Annotated in this window: 15 protein-coding genes; 14 read left to right on the plus strand and 1 reads right to left on the minus strand. The window is 42.5% G+C overall.

All coding sequences use genetic code 11. The features are described from left to right. The first annotated feature begins 175 nt into the window (after positions 1-175). From ABID99_RS08990 to ABID99_RS09025, 8 genes are all read left to right on the plus strand, one after another. The gene (locus ABID99_RS08990) at positions 176-1,237 is read left to right on the plus strand and encodes an MFS transporter (protein WP_373613486.1); all 1,062 of its coding nucleotides are present in this window, start codon (positions 176-178) and stop codon (positions 1,235-1,237) included. A gap of 36 nt (positions 1,238-1,273) precedes the next feature. Continuing rightward, positions 1,274-2,179 carry a molybdopterin oxidoreductase family protein gene (locus ABID99_RS08995; protein WP_373613487.1) on the plus strand — a complete coding sequence of 302 codons (906 nt, stop codon included), beginning with the start codon at positions 1,274-1,276 and terminating at the stop codon, positions 2,177-2,179. Then, the gene (locus ABID99_RS09000; RefSeq protein WP_373613488.1) at positions 2,112-3,491 is read left to right on the plus strand and encodes a molybdopterin oxidoreductase family protein; all 1,380 of its coding nucleotides are present in this window, start codon (positions 2,112-2,114) and stop codon (positions 3,489-3,491) included. The genes ABID99_RS08995 and ABID99_RS09000 overlap by 68 nt, the downstream gene beginning before the upstream one ends. A 26-nt stretch (positions 3,492-3,517) precedes the next feature. Next, positions 3,518-4,087, plus strand: a complete 570-nt coding sequence (locus ABID99_RS09005) for a 4Fe-4S dicluster domain-containing protein (RefSeq protein WP_090527412.1) — start codon at positions 3,518-3,520, stop codon at positions 4,085-4,087. Between the two features lie 8 nt (positions 4,088-4,095). Further along, positions 4,096-4,632, plus strand: a complete 537-nt coding sequence (locus tag ABID99_RS09010; protein ID WP_090527415.1) for a Rieske (2Fe-2S) protein — start codon at positions 4,096-4,098, stop codon at positions 4,630-4,632. Between the two features lie 34 nt (positions 4,633-4,666). Continuing rightward, positions 4,667-4,915 (plus strand): DUF6755 family protein, encoded by a 249-nt coding sequence (locus ABID99_RS09015; RefSeq protein WP_373613489.1) that lies wholly within the window; start codon positions 4,667-4,669, stop codon positions 4,913-4,915. 1,042 nt (positions 4,916-5,957) lie between these two features. Beyond that, positions 5,958-8,966, plus strand: coding sequence for a SusC/RagA family TonB-linked outer membrane protein (locus tag ABID99_RS09020; protein ID WP_373613490.1), 3,009 nt, complete (start codon positions 5,958-5,960; stop codon positions 8,964-8,966). 34 nt (positions 8,967-9,000) lie between these two features. After that, a complete protein-coding gene (locus tag ABID99_RS09025; protein ID WP_188832490.1) occupies positions 9,001-10,509 on the plus strand; it encodes a RagB/SusD family nutrient uptake outer membrane protein in 1,509 nt (502 codons plus the stop codon). A 41-nt stretch (positions 10,510-10,550) separates the two neighbouring features. Here the strand turns inward: ABID99_RS09025 and ABID99_RS09030 are convergent, their stop codons facing one another. Further along, positions 10,551-10,613: a hypothetical protein gene (locus ABID99_RS09030; RefSeq protein WP_354437216.1), complete on the minus strand. Its 63-nt coding sequence runs from the start codon at positions 10,611-10,613 to the stop codon at positions 10,551-10,553. A gap of 81 nt (positions 10,614-10,694) precedes the next feature. On the opposite strand from ABID99_RS09030, the gene ABID99_RS09035 reads away from it, so the two are divergent. The 6 genes from ABID99_RS09035 to ABID99_RS09060 are packed head-to-tail and all read left to right on the plus strand — an operon-like array spanning position 10,695 to position 19,870. After that, complete coding sequence (locus tag ABID99_RS09035) at positions 10,695-11,630, plus strand: fasciclin domain-containing protein (protein ID WP_354437217.1); 936 nt, start codon at positions 10,695-10,697, stop codon at positions 11,628-11,630. Between the two features lie 45 nt (positions 11,631-11,675). Next, complete coding sequence (locus ABID99_RS09040) at positions 11,676-12,764, plus strand: DUF5007 domain-containing protein (protein ID WP_373613491.1); 1,089 nt, start codon at positions 11,676-11,678, stop codon at positions 12,762-12,764. Positions 12,765-12,784: 20 nt separating this feature from the next. Beyond that, positions 12,785-15,931, plus strand: coding sequence for a SusC/RagA family TonB-linked outer membrane protein (locus tag ABID99_RS09045; RefSeq protein WP_354483581.1), 3,147 nt, complete (start codon positions 12,785-12,787; stop codon positions 15,929-15,931). A gap of 11 nt (positions 15,932-15,942) precedes the next feature. Continuing rightward, positions 15,943-17,466, plus strand: coding sequence for a RagB/SusD family nutrient uptake outer membrane protein (locus ABID99_RS09050; RefSeq protein WP_090527432.1), 1,524 nt, complete (start codon positions 15,943-15,945; stop codon positions 17,464-17,466). A 29-nt stretch (positions 17,467-17,495) separates the two neighbouring features. Beyond that, positions 17,496-18,218 (plus strand): fasciclin domain-containing protein, encoded by a 723-nt coding sequence (locus ABID99_RS09055; RefSeq protein ID WP_175489988.1) that lies wholly within the window; start codon positions 17,496-17,498, stop codon positions 18,216-18,218. 41 nt (positions 18,219-18,259) lie between these two features. Further along, the gene (locus ABID99_RS09060) at positions 18,260-19,870 is read left to right on the plus strand and encodes a DUF5008 domain-containing protein (protein WP_176627300.1); all 1,611 of its coding nucleotides are present in this window, start codon (positions 18,260-18,262) and stop codon (positions 19,868-19,870) included. Positions 19,871-19,891 lie beyond the last annotated feature (21 nt).

A 19,891-nucleotide genomic window follows, 5' to 3' on the forward strand; every position in this document is an offset into this window, starting at 1 on the left:
AGAACCTGTTTTTTTTGTATTTTTAAATGTTTTATAATAGCCACGGCATATTATAATAACAAACAGAAACCAGGAAAACCCGCATCAGAAATAGCTGTATATTTTTGGTGAAAATCTAATCCGGCTTAGTGAAACCGGCAATTATCATACTTCGTAATACAATTAGCAGATGGATATGTCTCTTAATAAAAAGGCCCTATTTATAGCTACAGGAGTTTCCTTATTGTTAATCTCGTTCGTTTTTTATGGCTCACGTAAGCTTCAAAATTTCGACCCCGCATTAATTATTTATTTATTCGGAACTGTGTTCGCTTTTTTCGGAATAGTTTACCGTTATACCGTATGGTTGCAACGGCCACCTACCTGGATGTATTTTAAGCGCACCTTTCAGTTTTTTTTTACCGGGAAGATATTTTTACATGTTATTTCATTTGCAAAAGAGTTTATACAAAATATTGGCTTCCAAAAGTTTATTTATCCCCGCGGGCGGAGCCGGTGGATAGGCCATTTTTTAATGGCAACAGGTTGCACAATGGCTTTCTGCGTTACTTTTCCGTTAACCTTTGGCTGGATAAATTTTACCATGAACCCCGCCACGAGTATAAACCCCTCAAGTGTGCACATGTATGAAGCCCATTTCTTCGGATTCAAAATGTTTGAATTTGCACTTGGTTCATTTGTGGCTTTTGTGATTTTTAAGGCCCTTTACTGGTGCTCGTGGTTAGTTATTGCCGGCGTATTGATATTTATGCGTCGTCGCCTCACTAATGCCGGTTTAGTTGCTACGCAAACTTTTGAGGGTGATTTGCTGCCGTTAATACTGCTTTTAGCTATCGCTGTTACCGGCCTGGGCTTGAGCTATGGTTATGAATATATGAAAGGCATTGCATATGATTATATGGCCGTAACCCATGCTATAACAGTTATTATGTTTCTTATCTGGATTCCGTTTGGTAAGTTTTTTCATATTATACAACGGCCGGCCCAGATAGGCGCTCATATTTACAAAAAGGAAGGCATAAAAAGGGGTATGGCGGTATGCCCTCATACCCACCAGGAATTTGCTACCCAGTTGCATATAAACGACTTGAAAATTGTAACCAAAGAATTAGGCTTTGACTTTACACTTGAGGATGGAACATCGCACCTTGATCTGAGCCCCGAAGGGAAGCGCTCAAGATTGGCAATGGCTCATCTTAAAGCCAGGCAGCAAAATGGAGGTAACCTTTTCGGTTAATTGACGCAGTAGTAATTTAACATAGAATACAAATTTATGGCCCATTTACCAGTTTCGCCCGAAAAGCTTATAGAACAGTTTGGCCCGCATTTGAATTATCCTCCCCGCGAAGGTTTTGCCGGCCGTGATGAGCCGGATAAAGCGGTAAAAACACACTGCTGTTTCTGCGGAATGCAGTGTGGTATAAAGCTATTGGTTAAAAATGATAAAGTGGTTGGTTTTGATCCCTGGGAGGAGTTTCCTTTTAACCAGGGACGTTTATGCCCAAAAGGTGTACAACGATATATGCAGAACAATCATCCAGACAGGATTTTACAGCCCTTACAACGCAATGAAGGCGTAGGCTTTACTCCGGTTTCGTGGGATGAAGCGATGGATAAAACCGTGGCTGAAATAAAACGGATACAGGAAAAATACGGAAAGAACGCTTTTTCTGTGCTGTCGGGAGTTTCGCTTACCAATGAAAAAAGCTACCTGATGGGCAAGTTTGCGCGGGTAGCATTGAAAACCGCCAATTTAGATTATAATGGTCGTTTATGTATGGTTAGCGCGGGAGCCGGAAATAAAAAAGCTTTCGGACTCGACCGTACCTCAAATACGTATGCCGACCTGGAGAAGGCGGAAGTGATTATTGTAGCGGGCGCTAACATCAGCGAAACCTTTCCGACTTTAACACACTGGGTTTGGCGTGCGCGGGACCATGGGGCAAAATTAATCGTGGTTGACCCCAGGGTAATTCCACTGGCCAGGACCGCCGATCTGCATTTACCGGTCAGGCCCGGAACCGACTCCGCTTTGTACGGCGCAATACTTAAATACCTGGCCGATCATGATATGCTCGATCATGATTTTATTGACAACCATACCACAGATTTTGATAAGGCATTGGCAGCTGTTAAGGATTACACGTTGGAATGGGGCCGAAGTAATTACCGGTATTGAAAAAGCGAAAATTGAACTGGCAGCACAATGGTGGGGCAAAGCAAAAACAAGCTTTTTGTTACACGCCAGAGGTATTGAACATCATTCAAAAGGTGTAGATAATGTGCTTGGCTGTATCAATATTGTCCTGGCAACCGGCCGTATTGGTAAGCCATATTGCGGCTATGGTACTATTACAGGCCAGGGAAACGGACAGGGGGGGAGAGAGCATGGCCACAAATGTGATCAGCTGCCGGGAAATCGTGATATTACCAATCCTGAACACCGAAAGTATATAGCCGGGGTTTGGGGGATTGATGAAAAAGATATGCCCGGCAAAGGTTACACCGCCTACGAACTTATTGAGGCCATTCACCGGGGCGAAGTAAAAGGGCTGCTATCTATTTGTTTTAATCCGTTGGTTTCTCTGCCTAATAATAATTATGTGCGCGAAGCGCTGGAGAAACTGGAGTTTTATGTTTGCATTGATTTTTTTATGAATGAAACCGCCCGTCATGCTGATATTATTCTGGCGGGATCGTTACAGGAAGAAGAGGAAGGAACGGTTACTACCGCCGAAGGCCGTGTAGTTCGGATCCGAAAAGCCGTGAACCCGCCGGGACATGCACGCAGCGATACATCCATCATATTGGAATTGGCAAAAAGACTTGGTGCCGAAGATAAATTCACTTATCGTAACAGCGAAGAGTTATTCAATGAGTTAAGGGTTGCTTCAAAAGGCGGCACTGCGGATTATTATGGTATTACTTACCAAAAAATTGAAGACACAATGGGCGTTTTCTGGCCTTGCCCTACTTTGGATCATCCGGGTACACCGCGCTTATGGGAAGATAAAAAATTTGCGACTCCCGACGGTAAAGCCCACTTTAACCTGGTGACTTACCGGGATCCCGGTGAAATTACAGATGAAGAATACCCGATAATATTAACAACCGGCAGGGTTGTATCTCAATACCTGAGCGGAACGCAAACCCGCAGGATAGGTAAACTGGTTGATTTGTATCCTGAACCTAAATTAGAAATACACCCGGAACTTGCCCGGAAATATGGAATTAAACAAAATGAACTGGTGCAGGTATCTACCCGCCGAGGTACTGATGAGTTTCCTGCAAATATTGTAGAGACTATCCGCACCGACACTGTTTTTTTGCCTTACCATTGGCCTGGCAAAAAGTCGGCAAATCAGTTTACCCCGGCAACACTTGATCCGGTATCAAAAATCCCGGAGTTTAAAGTTTGCGCCTGTAACCTGAAGCCTTTGGGTGTTATATCGCCGCCATCAACGGCGTCAGGCGCGTGTGCGAGTATTTAATAAATTGTAACCCGAAATTATAAGATATGCCCGTAACCAATTACAGAACAGAACAGGAATTCTTTGTAGATATGCAAAGATGTATTGGATGCAAAGCCTGTGAAATGGCTTGTTCGGAGTGTGAAACAAACGGTCACGAATCTATGATCCATGTTAATTATATTGATCGCGCCGTTACCGTACAAACCACCGTACAGGTTTGTATGCATTGTGACGATCCTGTTTGCGCTAACGTTTGTCCGGCAGATGCTATAACGAAAGATGAGTTTGGCGTAGTGCACACCGCCAATACAGCACGGTGTATAGGCTGTTCAAACTGCGTAATGGCATGCCCTTTCGGCGTCCCTAAAAAAGATGAGGCTTATGACCTGATGATGAAATGTAATATGTGTTACGACAGAACCAGCGCCGGAAAAAAACCGATGTGTGCCACCGTTTGCCCAACACAAGCACTGTATTATGGTACAAGAGAAGAAATTGCAAAGATGCGCCCAAACAGTACTCCTGTTAACAATTTTATTTTCGGAAAAGAAAGTGTGAGCACCAAAGTAAATATCATGATGCCCAAAGGAAGTACTTCATTAATTATAGACTGACATTATTTATGGCCACAGATAAAAAGGATAATCACTGGAAAGAAGATTTTCCGGTCTATCAGCTTGAATCTACCCAGGTAAGCCGACGTGATTTTGCAAAATTTTTATGCCTCGTATCTGGTGGGTTGGCCGTTGGAAGCGGGTATGTTGCCATAAAAGCTAATTTTTTTCCACCGGATAAAATCGTGGGTGAACACTTTGTTTGTAAGAAGCACGAGCTTCCGGTAGGGGGGACCCGCTCGTTTGTGATCAATGGCAGTACTATTCCTTATATCCTTATTCGTATGGAAAATGATGAGTTTAGGGCTTACGAACAAAAATGCACCCATTTATCCTGCGCGGTTTTTTATAAACCCGGCAGCGGAAAAATTGAATGCCCTTGTCATAATGGTTTGTTCGACGCTTTTACCGGCGAAGTGCTTGCCGGCCCACCGCCCCGGCCGTTACCCCGTTTAACTGTAGTGATTAAAGGGGAAGAAGTATACGTCAAAGATTTTAAACCTGATAACGACAAACCAGATCCGAATCGTCAATCCAGATCATAAGGTCATTAACCTTTACAAACATTATAATTAAGTTATGAGTAATTTCCGCGAAGCCCAAAATCAGGCACATCCTAATAAAACCAAGACACTCATGCTGGCATTGATCATGATCCTGATATTAAATGTGAGTATCCAGGTATGGCTATTGTACACCGCGCTAAATAACGCATTGGAAAAAAATACAGATATAGCCTTCCCATCTTTTATCGCCTCATCAATTCTTTTCTTAATCGGTTTTGGCTGGTTGTATTTTTTGCCTTCGGGCCCAAGAGTAACAAAATAAGATGCTATAACCCCATTACAATAATTTTATCTTTTGCCCGGTTTTTATTTAATTTTTCGGTATGCTATTCCGGCGGCTATAAATTTTTCAATCTTATCAATATATACATGATTGGTTTACCGGTGGATGTCCGTCTGTCCGGCCTAATTTCCCCGCGTTTTAATATTTCCAAAGGTGAATGATGGCGACGCCGGGAAGCGGTGTGCAGCTTATATCCTGCTGGACTTAACTCGCAGAAAGTGAACAAGCAACATGGAAATAAAGAAAGGAAAAGACCGATTGCCGCGGGCCAGAATATGAAGTGTGGGTTGCAGTACCTAACTAAAAATGTAATTCTTACATTTTATGGCTGATTTTAATTGGTTGGAGCATGATTTTTTAACATTTTATCAGGATTTTACCGGCTGCATTATTGATAGTTTGTAAAAAAACTTAAAATTTTTGTTACTTTTTTTGTCATTTTTTCAATAGGGATCGATTGTTCCTATTTGAAATAATAAAAGTTTATTATTTTTTTGATATTACTTGGTAAAACGTTTTTCTTAATTATATTTGTTAAAACCAATTGTGAAAAATACTTTATTACTTAATCGTTTAAGCTACCTGAACTGCTTGTTTTGAGATTTATGTAATCATTAAATTAACCAATATCACTGACATGAAAAACATGATTTACCTGTACCACATCTTTCAGAAGCCCATCATCTGATAGGCTTGATCCTTCGAAAAAATCTCTTGTTGAAGATTTTAGGTATCAAAAATTTTATTAATTAACCTAATCACCAAAAGTGAAAAGAACGCTTGGGTATGGTCATTTTTGATAGCAAACCCGGGGGTGTATAACTATGCGCCGCTATCAAAAATATTCCTGCCGGTTATTTTTGATTTCTGTTCTTTTCGCTTGTAAATCAGCGCTATGGAAAAAGAATTACATTCTACTTAATCTAAAGGTGCATGTCATCTGCATAACTCGTTTGCAGGCATAAAAGCACATGGCCCGTTAAATCAAAAATTATTTTACAATCTAAAAGATCCATTCATTATGCGATACTTATGGCTGTGCTTTGTGGTTTTCGCAGCAATAACCACAAATGCACTTACAGGCTTAGCTAAGGGGAATGAGGGTAAAAAAAGCAAAGTAAAACGTTCTGTTTTTTATAAAACCTATATCCGTAAGGATACAACGGCAAAAGATTCATTATTAAAAGACAGCATAAATATTATTATAAAGCATACCCTTTATAATAAGCTGGCAGATAGTGTTACCAAAAAGCCTTATGATCTATCCAAATTCCCGGCTGTTTCCCTGCAGCAATTGTTAAAAGGGCAATTTGCAGGGCTGTATATACAGGAACCTTCGGGCGAACCCGGTACCGTTCAAAATATGTTTATGAGAGGGGCGCCCATGCCGCTTCTTTCTCCAAGAGATGTTTACCAATCGCAGCCACTGGTTGTACTGGATGGTATTCCGCTTGTAACAGAACACCCGTTTGCATATGATATACAGCTATATAACTATAACAGGATGGGAACAGCCACCAACCCATTTGCTGGTATTGATATGAATAATATAGCCTCGGTTGAAGTGTTAAAAGATCTGTCGGCCACGGCGGTTTATGGGCCCCGCGCTGTTAATGGAGTTATTGTATTAACCTCTAAAACTCCTATCGCTGCCAAAAGCATCACTTTTGATTCGTATATAGGTTTGGCACAGCGGCCGCATGTAACCACTATAAACGGTAAGTATGAAAATGCTTTCAGACAGCGTTTTTACGACCTTTATACTACCAATGGCAGATACTCTGATGATGAGAACTATCCCATCTACCTAAGCGATTCATTAAACAATGTTTATAGCGGGAAATCAGACTGGAGCGATCTTTACTATCGTAATGCTGCAGTTTATGGTATTAACTTCGGTATTTCCGGGGGTACAGATCGTGCTAACTTCCGTTTCTCATTGGGGGATCTGAAGAATAATGGTGTTGCTGATGGAACAGTGCTAAACCGATATAGCGCCATGTTCAACATTAATATGAAACCTATCAAATGGCTTCTTTTTTCGGCTATGGTAAACGCCAACCGGATTGAGCGGCAACGAAACAGATATCTACGCGACAGATTTGCCCAGATCAACTATTTTCCAGATCTCAGCGCCCCGCTACCACCAAACAAAGAATTTTATGCCGACTACCTGGCGCAGTACAAAAAAGGCTTCGATAACAACAAAACAAATATTGTTGACGGCTATGCCAAAATAGGTATCGATCTCGGAAAATTTAAATTCGTAACCACCTTCAATTTAGATTATAATGAAGGCTACCGCGATGTGTTTTATGCGCGCACGCTTTTGCAGGGCAACAGCTATGCTTCCAATTATTTTGGCTTTAGCCAAAGGATAATGGCAGATAACAGGGCAACCTATGATCTGACAGTAAATAAAGTAAACGATTTCCATTTTGAGCTTGGTCACTCAACCCAATGGGACATTTATAAATATAGCAACGCCTATGCCTACAAAGGTGTAAATGACTATATTAAGATAGATCTGCTGGATTCGAACCCAAAAAACCCAGACGGATCTGACAACGATAATTATCTCAACCCAACAGCCTTTCCACGCGAGTTAACATTCCGTTTTCTGGATAAGATCAAGCATAACCTGGTTTCGTTTTATGCCAAGACCGATTATTCATTCAAAGAAAAATACTTCCTCTCGGCAACAGTACGCGCAGATGGATCATCAAACGCTCAGCCTACCAGCCGGTGGTTCTATTCGCCGGTATTATCTGCAGCCTGGAACATTAAGAAGGAGGTATTAGATAATAGCACTATTATAAACGACCTTATTTTGCGTGCAAGCGCAGGGAGGATCGGTCGTCTTAATGCCTTTGACAACTATGCACAGGGGCCTCAGTATACAGCATCGGTAGGGTATACTGGTAACTTAACCGTGCCTGGCTATAACGCTTTTGGTGTGCTTACCAGGCCTTACTCTACCGGTTGGATAGGTTATGGCATACCATGGTCATATTCTAATCAGCTTAATATAGGCGCAGATGCCGGTTTTCTTAATAACCGTTTGCACCTTTCGGTTGATTGGTACCTGAAACAGGAAAAGAATTTGCTGATAGGTATTCCCGCTTTTGCGGAGTATGGGTATAAGCAGTCGATTGAGAGCGGTATGGCTGTAAACAATACCGGTATAGATGTATCTGTATCTGCCAATATCATCCGAAATACAAAATTTGGATGGACATCTTCCCTGAATTTAAATCATAATGCCAATAAGCTCAAAGCATTGCCAAGGGGCTTAAATCAAATCATTGTTAACGACAGGCTTTTAAAAGTAGGCAGCCCGGTTGATCAGTATTGGTTACTGGTAAATGATGGCATTTATAAATCGGAAAGCGAAATACCAGTTGTAAATGGGCAGCCACTTAAGTACAATGGCCTCGCCCTGCATGCCGGCGATCCCAGATGGCGTGATATCAATGGCGACAACGTAATTGATAATAACGATAAAGTATTAAAGGGACATGCTTTACCAAAAATTTCAGGTGGATATGATAATAATTTCAGATATGGCAACTGGAATTTAAATGTCAATCTCTATTTCAACCTGGGGCGCGACCTTATACACCAGGAAATGGCCAACCGCTTTGATTTTATTAACCGGGAAGGTAACAGCGATGTAAACTCTGTTAAGGAGATCACCTTCTGGGAAAAACGAGGCGACTACAACAAATATCAATTGTATAACCCATGGAGTACCGTTATCCCATATCGCGTTGATCAGGACCTTTTTCTTGAAAATGCTTCATTCCTGAAATTAAGAACCGTTTCCATTGGGTATGACCTAACCAAAGCAATGCGCTTAAAGAAAATCAAGCTAACCAGGTTTTATGTATATGCCACGGCAAATAATGTGTTCACCATAACCCCTTATACCGGTCAGGACCCTGAATTGGTGAATTATGATGGCTATGATACCGGTTACGGCCTGCCTATACCACGAACATATACCCTGGGTGTAAAAATGGAATTATGATATGAAAAACGATCACAAAAATCATGTTGTAAAAATGAAAAAGACATTATGTATCGTCCTGATCCTGTTTACTGCGGCAATAACAAGCTGTAATAAAACCCTGGATATTGATTCAACAAGGGTTGTGGGCGAAAAAAACATGTGGAATAAGCTTGAAGATGCACGTGCAGGCTTATTAGGAGTGTATGCACTTACCCGAGCAGCCTTATCTGACAACGATGGTCACTGGCTTTATGGCGATGTACGTACAGGCGAATTTATTAGTCCGAACCGGCAGGACCTGAAAGCAATTGCAAGTAATCAGCTCAACGCCTCATATCCAACTGTTGAGGCCTTGAGCGACTGGACAAGATTTTACGCCATAATTAATGCTGCGAATATCTTCCTTGAACGTATTGGCGATGTAAAAGCTGCCGATAAGCGCTATACAGAAAACTATTTGATAGTTGATGTTGCCCAGGTACGTTTTTTAAGGGCCTTTACCTATTTCTATATGGTAAGGATTTGGGGAGATGTACCATTCATTACCTCATCCCACGATGGCAAGTTTGAAAATCAACCCCGCGAAAGTGGCAGCAAAATATTAGTATGGGCGCAGCAGGAAATGCTTAAGGCCGCAGCCGACCTGCCGTTTGTATACAGTAACAACGATGTGCAGCAGCCCGGCAATTATTATAATGAAGATGCTACCCGCTGGGGAGGTGCTTTAGCCACGAAGAACTCAGCCTATGCGGTCCTGGCTCATTTGGCTGCCTGGCAAGGTAACTATACCGATGTAGCTACCTATACCAAGTTTGTTGAAGATAATTATGGTAAAAGCGGCATCAATTTTCAAAGCACAGAAGATCTGACCAAATCAAACGGGTTCTTTTTCAATAAAAACACCAGCCAGATGTTTGGTTTTAACTCTGACTGGGGCCATATTGACGGATCGGTAACAGGCCACCTGGAAGAGTTAACCCTGGCCGAACCTGTGGTGAATAAAAAAGTGCCGGATATCTACATGCCTAAGGATACTATCCTGAAAATATTTGACATGCCCAAGGATGAGCGCTTTAGTATAGATACGCTTGGTCAGCCCCGTACCGAAAGATACTTCACCAATATCAATGGCAAGTACCCCATTTTTAGCAAAATAAAAGTGATACTGGGGGGCGTTTCTGATCCTAACTTCCGATACTTCACCAGTGCTTTGATCTTTACAAGGATAGAGGATATCGTATTACTCCGGGCCGAGGCATTGGCTGTTTTAGGGGATGTGAACGGGGCCGAAAATGAAGTTTTTAATATCATGACCCGCCGGGGGATGGGAGATCTTACGATAGACAGCGACCAGGACATTATTGATTTGATATTTAAGGAGCGCCATCGCGAATTGATGGGAGAGGGACATCGCTGGTATGACCTGGTACGCTATAATAAAATCAAGCAAAACAACCCGGCATTCATGAAACTCATCAATTCGCAGGGGATATACTGGCCTGTTTCGCGTAAGCTCATCGCTCAAAACAATCTGTTAACCCAAAACCCATTCTGGAAATAAACTGACCATATATGAAAAAGTTAAAAAAATATATGAGTGCCTTAACGCCGGTGTTGATTGCAGCCCTGTTGCAAACTGCCTGCAAAAAGGATGGCGGCTACCATGACGCTACAGGCACCAACTCAAAATTTGCGGGTAATACTTATGAGTATTTAAAAAGCAAACCCGGTGTATATGATTCATTACTGGCGGTAGTCAACCGGATGGGGCTTCAGCAAACGCTCATGGACAGCAATGTTACCCTTTTTGCGGTTACCAATCCAAGTTTTCAGCTGGCAATTAATAACCTGAATACATTAAGAAGGCAAAGCGACAAAGATCCGCTGTTTTTGGCAAAAATTGATGGCGTACAGTTAGACACCATGGTGTCATATTATATTATCAGGGGTAAACGTACAACTGATTCCCTGCTGCTGCAGGACGGGCTTGATCTTTTCAGCGTACGTTTCGGATATCCTATGCATGGCAAGGTTTCCAAAATATCAGCTTCCGGCCTTACCGGTGGCGGCCCTGATCTTATTGAGTTTAGCAATACCAAACGCAGCAAGTTTATCAGAAACTGGTCAACCACTACTACCGGCTCCAATAATATCAGCACCAAAAATGGTATTGTTCATGTGGTAAGTCCCGATCACATTTTCGGTTTTGATGAATTTGTATCCCGATTAACCTTTGTTCCGCCACCGCCAAACCTAATGACCCTGATAGGTGGCAAGCTTACCGTTTTGAGAGATAACAATGGCGGTCCGGATAATGGCGAAGGCTCTAAAAAAGTAATTGACGGCGATGATCACACCAAGTTCCTGGCCGAACTTCAGGGACGGTTATGGATGCAGTTTGAGCTAAATGAGCCTGCCGTATCAGGGGTGTATACGCTCACATCTGCCAATGATGCACCTGAACGCGACCCCAGGGCCTGGACTTATGAAGGCTCAAATGACGGCAAAACCTGGACGGAGTTAGATCGCCGGAGTAACTTCTTCTTCGAAGAACGATACCAGACCAAAGTTTTCAGGTGCCCTAACACCACCGCTTATAAATTCTACCGGGTGGATATTTCCGAACTGCGTGACGGGGGGCTTTTCCAACTGGCCGAATGGACCATCAACAAAGTAAAATAAGGCATGGAAGATCAAAATATCAATACATTAAAAAAACGAAAAGAGATGCAAACATTCATAAAAATGGGATCTGTAGCTCTACTATTTGCTGCAGTCGCGTTCAGTAGTTGCAAGAAGATGTATGGCATTCCCGATGAAAAAGATTATCTGAGTTCGAATGTAAACTACAGCAATAAAGTTTTTGAACCGATTTTAGGCCGAACCACTTTGATGGGCGGGTTTAATGGAGATAACTCAACCCAGCCGTTAAAGTTTGAGATCATCAACGCGCGTTTTGGTGACGGTAAACCTGTGACAGATCTTTTTCAAAAAAGACCAACCTATGTATGGACAGCGCCCTACAACGGGCTTGAAAAGAGCCTGGCCGAGATAGAGGCAAAACGCAAGCTGGAAGATCACCCTTTATTTGAAGTGCGCTCGTCGGGCGAGTTTATTATGTGGGCTTCTTCCAATAATGAGCTGATCAAGCCCAGGCCGTCTGATAGTACCAATTTTCCGCAGGATACGCGCTATTTTGACATAAAGATAACCAACACGGGTGGCAGTACTATAATTCGCGACCTGCAGGTACGCCCATTCCGCGAGCGCCCTTATGAACCTTCTGACGACTTTAACATTTACTCCGGCCTGCCTGCGCCTCATCCCAAAACGCCTTATAATCCGGCCAGCCGAAACTACATCAGGCCATTTTTAAACGGGGTAATAGGCCAGGTAACCGACATTCCGCTGCAGAGTAATGACGAAAAAAAGGATGTGGTGGTTTATATCCGTCCGTTTACCGGCGGTACGGGAAATTCGTTAAGGTTCAAGTTTCTGAACAAAGACTCAGTAGAGATGAATCCGGCCCTGTTTAACGAAACTACCTGGGATAAAATAGTACATGGCTTTAACATGCAAAAAACTGCAACATATGTACAATACGATGTTGCCTATCCTATTCCTTTAGTGGAAATACCAACTGTATATGCCCCAGGAGGAACCAGGGACCATGCCGAATTTAAATATTCGCGAATTGGTTTTGGCGGCAGTAGGGTAGTGGCAAGCTTCGGGATAGATTTCGCTATATACAAAAAAGGCGACTGGGAGATAGTGTTCCATTTTTTGAAGGACAATCCAAAGTTTGAAGACGAATAACCGAATTAAAACTTATCACCATGAGAAAACACATACTATTTTATATAGTGCTTGCTGTTTGCACGATCTTATTCTGTGCAGATGTTCATGCACAAGCACAAAATATAACGGTTACCGGTACGGTAGTTGAAAAAGCTACCAATAAAATTTTACCCGGTGTAAATATCTATATGGGCAGTAAAGGCCTGATACAAACTGATTATAAGGGAAAGTTTACCGTTTCTGTACCGGCTAACAGCACACTTACTTTTACGTTTGTAGGTTTTGTTACGGAAAAAGTAAAACTTGAACCCGGGCAAAAAAACATAACTGTAACGCTGACTGAAGACAAAAAAGGCCTTAATGAAGTAATTATTGTGGCCTACCAAAACAGGAATAAAGAATCATCACCAGGCGCTGCGGTTACCTTAACCCAAAAGGACATCCAGGATGTGCCGGCATCAAACGTCGAAAACCTGCTGCAAGGAAAAGTAGCTGGTTTAAACGTTCAGAACAATACTGGTGCTCCAGGTTTCAGGGGCTCCGTTCAGGTGCGTGGTTTATCAGCCCTGAGTGTATCAGGCAGTGGCAGTGAATCGTTCCTGCAACCTACATCCCCCCTGTATATTATTGATGGGGTACCTTTAGATGCGGATAAGGCTGCTGAGTTTGGTTTTCAAACGCAGGGGCCGGGGGTAAGCCCGTTATCATTGATCCCGGTAGAGGATATCCAAAGCATACAGATCATGAAGGATGCGCAGGCAACTTCCATGTACGGATCAAGGGGGGCTTATGGCGTAATCATCATAACTACCAAGCGAGGAAATTCTAAAGTACCCCGGGTAAGGTATACGGGCAACTTCTTCGTTAACGCCGTCCCACAGCTGCGCGCAACACTGGGTGGTAATTCCGAACGCCGGGCAAAAATTCAGCAGATATTATCCAATGCAACAATTATTGATGAGTTAAGGAAATTGGGGCAAACCGGTTTCCTGGCTGATAGTTTGAACGCATATTGGAATAACTCAACAAACTGGCAGTCCATTTTTTATGGCACAACACATAACCAAAGCCATAACGTAGCCTTAGACGGTGGCAACGACCGCTTTAACTACAAAGTGAACATGGGGCTTTATTCGGAAAAAGGCGTGATCAAAAACACCGGTTTCGACAGGTATAACCTGAATATGAATATGGAGTTTAAGCCGAATGATAAATTCAGGTTCTTTGGTTCATTGTTCGGCTCGTTGGGAAGCCAGGCTAAGGGCAATGGTGTGGGCTTACTGCAACAAGGAGTGGCCTCAAACGGTCAGGCATCTACGCTGCTGCCGCCTCCTTCGTTTTATCTTTCACCAGATGGCGTAACGTCAGCTTTACAAACCCAAAACAGTAACAGTACAAGAAATATCCGTACCAATATTGATGGTCGTTATGAGTTTATACCGGGATTGGCGCTATCCTCAAGCATCAGTTATGATTATACCTCAGATGCCGAATCAACCTTCACGCCCGCAGCTGCAAATGCTCAGTTTGCGCAGGTATATGATTATGAGGGCCGTAATTTCACATTATACAACCGTAACGCACTTACTTATGCCAAAACATTCAGCGCCGACCACACCATATTCATTAATACGTTTAATGAAATATATAAACAAGGCGGCCAAAGCGGTATCATCAGGCAAAACCGTATACCTAATGATCAATTGCAGGGGCCAGTAGGGTCCGACCCATATAACTCAAGAGGCGGAGGTGTATTGTCAAACTTTAAAAATGCCACCATCGCTTCATTCGCAGGCTCCTTTAACTACGATTATAAAAAGAAGTATGTACTGGAGTTATCATACCGCTTAGATGGTACATCCTCAAACGGCTTAGAGAATCCGTATTCCAAAAATCCTGCAGCCGGTTTCAGGTGGAATTACTACAAGGAAAACTGGTTTAAAAATTGGGATTGGCTCACTTCAGGAGGTTTAAGGTTAACCTGGGGCCAAAATATCGTACCAACCGGCAGTTTGCAAAGTATTTATGGTTTGTATAACCTTAATGGTAATTTCAACAACAATCCAACCATTGGTATTAATTATGAATTTGTGCCTAACCCAGCATTAAAGCCTACTACAACTACGCAGTACAACCTTGGGTTTGACATGACGATTTTGCAGGGTAAAGTCGACCTGACTTTTGACACTTATTACAAAAAGGTTGATAACTTGTTGTTTGACAGGTTTTTACCTAATAGTACAGGTTTTCAGAAAAAATCCAGCAATGACGTATCCATTGCCGATTATGGGTATGAGCTGATGGTAACGGTAAGGCCTTTAACCGCCAAGGATTTTAACTGGACGGTATCATTTAACGGCGCCATTAACCGCGATTACCTATTGAGGTTACCTGCCGAATACAACGGACAATACATCAAATTTGATTATAATAACTATCAGCACATTGTTTTCAGGGTAGGTAAAAATACATTGTCAAACTACCTGCTGATTAACCAGGGTGTTTATTCAACCGATGGTGATGTACCGGTAGACCCTGTAACCGGTAAAAAATATCAAACCGGTGGGCTTGCCTTTAAAGGCGGCGACCCGAGGTTTAAAGATGTTAACGGCGATTACATCCTCGATGACCGGGATTATGAGATAACCGGTAACTCACAACCTTTAATTACCGGTGGTATATCGACAAATATCAACTACAAAAATTTTGGATTAAATATTTATGCCTCCTATACCGCCAAGAGAACGATATTAAATAACGCGTTATCAGACAGGTTGTCGATCATGAAAGATCCTTATGCCCTGCTGGCAGCAGTTCCATTGGACGATCTGGATATATGGCGAAAACCGGGTGATCAATCCAAGTATCCTAATCCCTATGCGTTTTCGAGGTTCAATCAGATAAAGCCACTTCGTTCCGATCAAAATTTGTGGCAGGAAGAAGGCTCATACCTGAAGATCAACACGGTTACTCTATCCTACATGTTTGACAAAAAGTTTGTACGAAGGTTCGGGTTCAATAACGTTAGGGTTTATTTCTCAACCAATAACCTGATCACATTTTCAGGATATAATGGCCCCAACCCCGAAAACGTAACTTCTCTGGGCCGGGATATATCAAGCGGGTACCCGGTACCGCGTACATATAATTTAGGTTTAAATATTGAACTCAATACAAGTAAATAAAACTCAAGATCATGAAAAAAAGTGTTATATACATTTTAGCAGCGGCAGCAAGCTTGTGTTTACCAGCCTGTAAAAAGTTTCTGAACGTACAACCCATTGATAAACTAACAGGGAATAACTTTTACCAATCGAAAGATGACGTTGTGGCCAATATTTATGATATGTCAAGAACATTTTTTGGCAAGATCAACGAAACGCATTTTATTGGCGCTACGGGCGAATATCGTTCGGGAGAGGTTTTATCTGAACCTCAGGCAGATAACGGGCCCGCACGTGCATATGTAGAGGTGTTAGGCCGGAATGACCTGCTTGGGCTTATCAACGGCAACCCGCCCTGGAATTTTTACAACTTTTATCGCATTACCGATTGGACAGGTTATTACCAGGTAATACAAAGTGCCAACATCCTCATCTCGAAACTGGAAGCAGGTGTGCCTGGCGTATCAGACAGCGAAAAAAAACAGTTTGAGGGCGAAGCGGCTTTTATACGCGGGCTTGCATACTTCTTTATGGTAAGGCTTTATGGCGACGTTCCTTATTATACCGATGCTTACCATTCAACAGCTTTACCGCGCGAAAACATGGTATCTGTTTTAAACAAAAGCATCGCCGACCTTAAAAAATATAAGGACGGTTTGCCTTGGACTTATTCTGACCCGGCTTTAAAAGGGGTACGTGCAAGCAGGGGCAGCGTTATCGCGCTTATCATGAACATGAACATGTGGAATGCTGGTTTCGACAAACCCAATGCAACCAAGTACTACCAGGAGACTGCAGACCTTGGGCAGGAATTGATTAAGAGCAATGCTTACAGGCTGTTACCCATCAATGAATGGGCCACGGTTATCAAAGGCCGGTCGGACGAGAGTTTGTTTGAGTTTTATCGCAGTATAAACTATGGCGATCAAAACACCAATGTTGCCCCTATTGGCGATATGTTTCTGCATTATCCATATAAAAGGCCGGAATATACGCACCGTATAAGCTTCGCCTATTTCAGGGCCGAGTATATGCAAAAACTATATTCAGGTACGGCTGACAAGCGCGCTACAACCTGGTTTAATTCAGACATCTACGCCGATAACGGAAAGTTCATGATGCTCAAATTTGCTCAAAATTCATTTGCAACCGGCGAAGAGGACGCCAATCCTGACAACACCTTTATGATATTCAGATATGCTGGTGAAATACTGCTCTGCGCAGAAGCACTGGCCGAACTTGGTCAGGATGACCAGGCTATTGCACTGGTGAATAAAGTGAGGGACAGGGCCGAAGCTTCGCGCTATACCGGTGGCGGCGGACAAGACCTTAAGGATTTTATTTTCCTGGAAAGATCCCGGGAACTGATGGGCGAGGGGCACCATTACTTTGACCTGGTGCGTACCCGCAGGATTATGAACAGCGAGTGGTCATATAACGTATTGACGCTGGACAAATTTAACCGCGGTGCCTGGACATGGCCAATTAGTAGTAACGCGTTGGCCAATAACCCATTTATGTCATTAAACATGTACTGGGTTAACGGAGGTAATTAACCTATTCCTAAAAAGTAATGATAAGAAATATGAAAAATATAATTATTGTTTTTGCCGGGTTTTTACTGGTGCTTACCGGCTGTAAACGCGATGAGTATTATAAAGACGGAGGTAAAGCTAAGGCCGATTACCCTGCCGATATGCTTCAATACCTGCAGGATAAAGCAGTACCGTTTGATACCATTGCCCAGATCGTAAAACTGGCCGGTATGGAAGAAACATTTCGCAAAAGTGATTTTACCTTTTTTGCACCAGACGATGATGTTATAAAAAGAACGATAGGTGACTACAAAACCAGAGGCTCTTTAAATCAATTTTTGTACGAGGCCGGTCGTGATACCGTGAAAAAGCTGTCGGACATCGACTCTGCTATATGGAAAAAATATCTGCAACGGTATATGTTCAAGGGGATCAACCGGCTTAAAGATTATCCGCAAATAGATTTTAACCTGCAAAATCAGTATCCCGGAGCGCTTTATTATTCATACAGCGGCGATGTGGTGAACATTGGTGTGATATATGACGACGCGAATAACATCAAATACATTGGTTCGCGTACATTGGTAATCAGTTATATCTATGACATCAATAATGCGCAAAACGTAGTTTTCGGGAATAAGGTTTCATCGTCTGATATCAAACCTACGAACGGGATAGTACATACCCTGCAATATGACGGAGCCTATTTCGGGTTTAACCGGTACGACTTTTATGAGGAAATATACTTTGCAGGCCTTCACCATTCTGAGTAAAACATTATTAACAATATTCTTTCAATGATAATAAATTGAATATGAGAAGATTTAACTATATCATCACGTTTATCCTGCTGGTGCTCATAATTGCAGCTTGCAAAAAGGATAAAACAGTTTATTCTGACCCCTATGGGGAAGGAAAGCCGCCGTTGGGCGTCATCCTTAGCCGTGACGCAATACCTGCACCGGCAAATGGGACGGTGGGTACCGAGGTAACATTCAAAGCCACCGGACTTATTCCTTATAAAGGCAAAATAAAGTTCATGTTTAATGGCGAACCCGGTCAGGTTACCGAGGTAACAGAATCAACTATTAAGGTAAAAGTTCCGCCATTTGGCAGCACAGGTATTACGTCAATAGCAATTGACGATCAGTTAGTACTTGGGCCGCTATTTAAGGTATCCGGATTAATTAATATCGATCCTTCTTTCCGGGCAACTGCCGGAGCAAATGGCAATGTAAACCAGGTGTATCCTCTTGCCGATGGCCGGAACCTGGTGCTGGGTTGGTTTACCAATTATGATAATAAAGGGATCATTACCCCGCTTAACCGCATTGTAAGAACATCGGCTGATGGTGAATTTGACCGTACGTTCCGGACAGGTAAGGCAGCAAACGGATTATTATCGAGAGTAATAGAACTCGGCGGAAAATATGTAATAGCCGGAGGATTTAGCGGCTACAATCAGCGCACAGAAAACATCAGTAATATTACCACATTAAATGTTGATGGCAGTATTGATACCATTGGCGTAAAAACCTACAGGCGCCCATCCCAAACAGATACAACCAAATATTTTCCGAAGTTTAACGGCGGTACTAACGACTATATATCTAAAATATACAAGCATCAGAACAAAATACTGGCAACAGGGAGTTTCAGATATTATGTAAGACGGGTTTATACTGAACATAATCATGATTTTACCCGCGATACGGTGATTCTTGACAGTACGGAAATCCGGCAAATAGCCCGTTTTAACCTGGATGGAACACTTGACAAAACCTATCGTTTTAACATAGCGACAAACAAAGGCTTGCCTTCGGCAAATGGCCCTGTTGACTCGTACATGCATACCGACGCTGATCAGCTGGAAAAACTGGTGCTGTTTGGAAGTTTTACCACGTTTGACCAAAAAACAGCGGGGCGGCTGGTTCGTTTGAGCCCCAATGGCACCATTGATGATTCATTTAAAACCGGGACAGGTACCGATAATAGCATCTCATCTTTAACGTACAATCCTGTAACCAAAAAATACCTGATAACAGGGATCTTCAGAACATACGATGGCAAACCGGCCGTCAGCATGGCGCTGGTTAACCTGGATGGTAGTCTTGATCAAACTTTCGTAGCTAAAACATTTGAGGGAGGCTATCCTGGTTTTGCCCGCCAGCTTAATGATGGACTGGTAGTAGTTAGCGGCAGCTTTAAAAAGTATAATAACGTTACCCGCAATGGTTTCATGGTACTAAATACCAAAGGTGAACTTGCCGGGAATTACAATACTACCGGACCATTTTCAGGTACATTGTCTGATATTATTGAAACCAAATCGACTGATGGTAAGCGGGCATTATTGCTGATTGGTGGTTTTGACCGTTTTGATAACATTCAGGTTAGCAATATCATACGCGTTACCATCGAATAAATTTTAATTGAACTTATAATC

Source organism: Mucilaginibacter sp. OAE612 (assembly GCF_041806395.1).
Taxonomy (GTDB): domain Bacteria; phylum Bacteroidota; class Bacteroidia; order Sphingobacteriales; family Sphingobacteriaceae; genus Mucilaginibacter; species Mucilaginibacter rubeus.